At 41.8% G+C, this 3,802-nt stretch carries 3 protein-coding genes; all 3 read right to left on the minus strand.

All coding sequences use genetic code 11. From position 1 onward, the window contains the following. Positions 1 to 719: ABC transporter ATP-binding protein (locus ABZA26_RS09830; RefSeq protein ID WP_372714344.1), on the minus strand; the 719-nt coding region annotated here is incomplete at its 3' end. A 102-nt stretch (positions 720 to 821) separates the two neighbouring features. Further along, a complete protein-coding gene (locus tag ABZA26_RS09835) occupies positions 822 to 2,024 on the minus strand; it encodes a type II secretion system F family protein (RefSeq protein WP_372714345.1) in 1,203 nt (400 codons plus the stop codon). A 15-nt stretch (positions 2,025 to 2,039) separates the two neighbouring features. Further along, positions 2,040 to 3,764: a GspE/PulE family protein gene (locus ABZA26_RS09840; protein ID WP_372714346.1), complete on the minus strand. Its 1,725-nt coding sequence runs from the start codon at positions 3,762 to 3,764 to the stop codon at positions 2,040 to 2,042. Positions 3,765 to 3,802 lie beyond the last annotated feature (38 nt).

The following is a 3,802-nucleotide window of genomic DNA, read 5'->3' on the forward strand; positions in this document are numbered from 1 at the left end:
AAACCATCCCCTATTTTTTCTTTTAGTTCTTTCACATTCTTTACTTCCAGAAGCTGTCCCTCATGCATTATGGCCACCCTGTCAGCGAGGTTTGATACGTCGTTCAGAATATGAGTGTTAAATATTATCGTGGTATTTTTTTTCTTCAGACCTTCCATCATATCTATCACTTTTTTTCTTGCCAGAGGGTCCAGTCCTGACATAGGCTCGTCCAAAAATAAAATCTCAGGTTCCCCCATTATCGACTGAGCCAGTCCTACTTTCTGGAGCATCCCCTTGGAAAATTTTTCCAGCCTGTCATTCATCCTCTCATATATTCCCAGGTCTCTTGCCAGTCCCTCTGATATCTTTTTTCTCTTGCTTCTGGGCATTTCATAGAGTTCCCCGTAATAATTCAGGACCTCTTTCAGTTTCAGAGTCTGGGGATAGTATGATATCTCAGGAAGGTAACCTATCTTTTTGTAGTCTTCCCCCTTGAGATTTTTTTTCCCGAATATTCTTACCTCTCCCTTATCTGTTTTCAGAAGCCCCAGCATGGATTTCATGGTACTTGTCTTTCCTGCACCGTTAAGACCTATTATAGAGAATATCTCCCCTTTTTTTACTCCGAAGGATACACCCTCTATACCTTTCTTCCCCTTATTCCCCATCATTTTTTTTATTATATCCTTTTCCTTGTAATATACCGTTATGTCCTTTACCTCGATTATGTATTCCAATTTTCAGCTCACCTCTATACGTTATGATATCTCTAAAAGTTTACCAGGTTTAAACCTCTTTATCAATAGAAAAGGAGGAGATAATTCCCCTCCTTTAGCTCTCTAGACTATGGTGTCTGACAGCGAGAATACAGGCAGATACATTGCCACTACTATTACTCCCACAGTAAGTGCCATTACTAGTATCATCATCGGCTCAAATGCAGCCAGGGAATCCCTTATGGTTTCCTCTAGCTCCCGCTCGTTAAAGTCAGCAAGTTTTGAAAGCATTTTTACCAGTTCTCCACTTTCCTCTCCTACATCTATCATGTTTATAACCATAGGAGGAAAATTTTCTGTTTCTTCCAGAGGTTTTGCTATTGTGTGTCCGCTTTTTATCTTCTCTTTTACCTCTCTTATCGACTCTCCCATGAGGATATTCCCCACTGTGTCAGCCACTATATCAAATGCCGACAGTATAGGGACTCCACTGTCCAGAAGAGTTTCCAGAGTCCTGCTGAACCTGGCTATAGAGGCCTTTTTGAATATCTTTCCGAAAAGAGGCAGCCTTAGGATCAGCCTGTGGGCATTTCTCTTCCCCTTAGGGGTCTTCTGATACTTATACCCTATAAATGCTAATATACCCACTCCCAGTATAATCCAGTACCAGTTTTTGTTAAACCATTTACTTAACCCTATTACAAATACCGTAAGACCAGGCATAGGAACCCCTGTATCTTCAAACAAAACCACAAAGTTCGGTATAACAAAACTCATCAGTAAGAATACAATTGTAAAGGATAAAACCAGTACAATAGCAGGATATATAAGGGCCGTCCTTATTTTACCCTTTATCTCCTCAGCCTTTTCCTGAGACTGGGCTATTCTGTTTAGGATTGTATCCAGAGCTCCGGAAGCCTCCCCGGCCTTTACCATACTCACATAGAGAGAATCAAAATACTGTGGATGTTTGCTTAGAGCGTAGGATACTGACTTTCCTGCACTTATATCCTTTCTTATCTCTCCCACTGCCGCTTTCAGTTTCGGCTTTTCACTCTGTTTTTCCAGCACCGTAAAAGATCTGAGCAGCCCCACGCCGCCTTCTAGCATTGTAGAGAGCTGTCTCGTAAATACAGCTATATCTTTCGGCGTCACCCTGTTCAACATTCCGCCTTTTTTTTGTTTATCAGAAAGCTTTTTCTCCTTCAGAAGTGTCAGCTTCTGACCCCTCAGGAGACGTTTCAGGTCCTCCTTATTTTCAGCATCCATTTTCCCGCTGGTTTTTTTACCGCTCAAATTCATTGCCGTGTATTTGTACACTCCCATAGCTGATTCCCCCCTCTACATAAGAGTTACTCTTATTATCTCCTCTAGTGTGGTTTCCCCTAGAACAGCTTTTTTTATCCCTGTCTCCCTCAGTGTCACCATTCCCTCTCTTCTGGCGATCTCTCTTATCTCCATTGTTGTGAGCCTCCGGCTCACTGCTTCTTTGATCTCATCTGTCAGGGGCATTACTTCATAGATTACAGAACGTCCGGTATAACCCGTACCGTTGCAGTGATCGCACCCTTTTCCTTTATAAAAAGTTATATTTTCATACTTTGACAGGTCCTCTCCCAGAGATTTTAGCAGATTTTCATGATCATCACGCTCTGCCTTACAGTGAGGACATATTTTCCTTACCAGCCTCTGTGCCTGTATCATGAGAAGAGATGCAGATATGAGAAAGGGTTCTACGCCCATATCTATAAGCCTGTGTATGGAGCTCGGTGCATCATTGGTATGCAATGTGGAAAACACCAGATGTCCTGTCAGGGCTGCTTTTATGGCAATCTCTGCCGTCTCGTTGTCCCTTATCTCTCCCACCATTATTATATCTGGATCCTGCCTGAGAAATGTCCTCAGGGCATTGGCAAAGTTCAGACCTATCTCATTCTTGCAGTGTACCTGATTTATCCCTTTGAGCTCATATTCTACAGGATCTTCTACTGTGGATATATTTACGTCATCTGTATTTATGCTTTTTAGCATAGAGTAAAGTGTCGTTGACTTCCCGCTTCCTGTAGGTCCTGTTACCAGTATTATCCCGTATGGACTGGTAATCTTCTTTCTTATTATCTCCATGGCGTCCTCTTTGAATCCCAGGCCGTCCAGGTCAAACTTCATGTTGCTCTTGTCCAGTATCCTCATTACTATCTTCTCACCGTATATTGTGGGAAGTGTGGAAACCCGGAAATCTACGGATCTCCCTGCTATCTTTATCCTGAATCTTCCGTCCTGGGGAAGCCTCTTTTCAGCTATATCCATACCGGACATGATCTTTATCCTGGATACCAGACCGTAGATAAGATTTTTCGGCATCTTTTTGATCTCTACAAGGACACCGTCTATTCTGTACCGCACCCTTATCTCATCTTCATAGGGTTCTATATGAATGTCACTTGATTTTAATTTTATTGCCTTCATAAGGAGGGCATCTACCCCTCTTATTATAGGGGCACTTTCAGAATCAAAACGGTTTTCGATATCCTCAAGTCTCGAATCCAGAAATTCAAAGTCATCGTCTGAAGATTTCTGCAGCTCGGCAAAAACCCCCTCTACCTTGGCCTCGGTTTTTTTTGTTTTTTCCTCCAGATATTCCTTGATAACATCTATTATGTTATCCTCTAGTGCCAGGTATGGGCTCACTATGAGTTTTGTCTTGAGATTTATCTCATCTATCAGATTTACATCTGTGGGATCTGCCATGGCTATTATTATCTTGTTAGATGTTATCCCTATGGGTACTATATTTTTCCCCTCTAAGTAATTCCTGTCAAAAAAAGACATGGCCTCTTTGTTTATATCCTCTACACGGATTACCTTACTCTTCACCCCCAGCTGGTCTGAGAGCTCCTTTAGTAGTTTTTCCTCACTTATATATCCTAGGTCCAAAAGAATCTGTCCTATTTTTTTACCCTGTTCCAGACCCTGCTGTCTTATAGCCTCATCTATCTGCTCCTGGGTCAGAACATTCTTCTCTTTCAGCCTTTCACAAATAGATTTTCTTCTTCTTACAACCACCATGAAAGTTCACCCCTGAAGTTCAGTTTATCATAAAATTA

The organism is Ilyobacter sp., from assembly GCF_041583315.1.
Taxonomy (GTDB): Bacteria; Fusobacteriota; Fusobacteriia; order Fusobacteriales; family Fusobacteriaceae; genus Ilyobacter.

What these genes read in the sequence shown, in the direction of transcription:
- ABZA26_RS09840 (WP_372714346.1), bottom strand. Translation starts at nt 3,764, where the DNA reads ATGGTGGTTGTAAGAAGAAGAAAATCTATTTGTGAAAGGCTGAAAGAG.
- ABZA26_RS09835 (WP_372714345.1), bottom strand. Translation starts at nt 2,024, where the DNA reads ATGGGAGTGTACAAATACACGGCAATGAATTTGAGCGGTAAAAAAACC.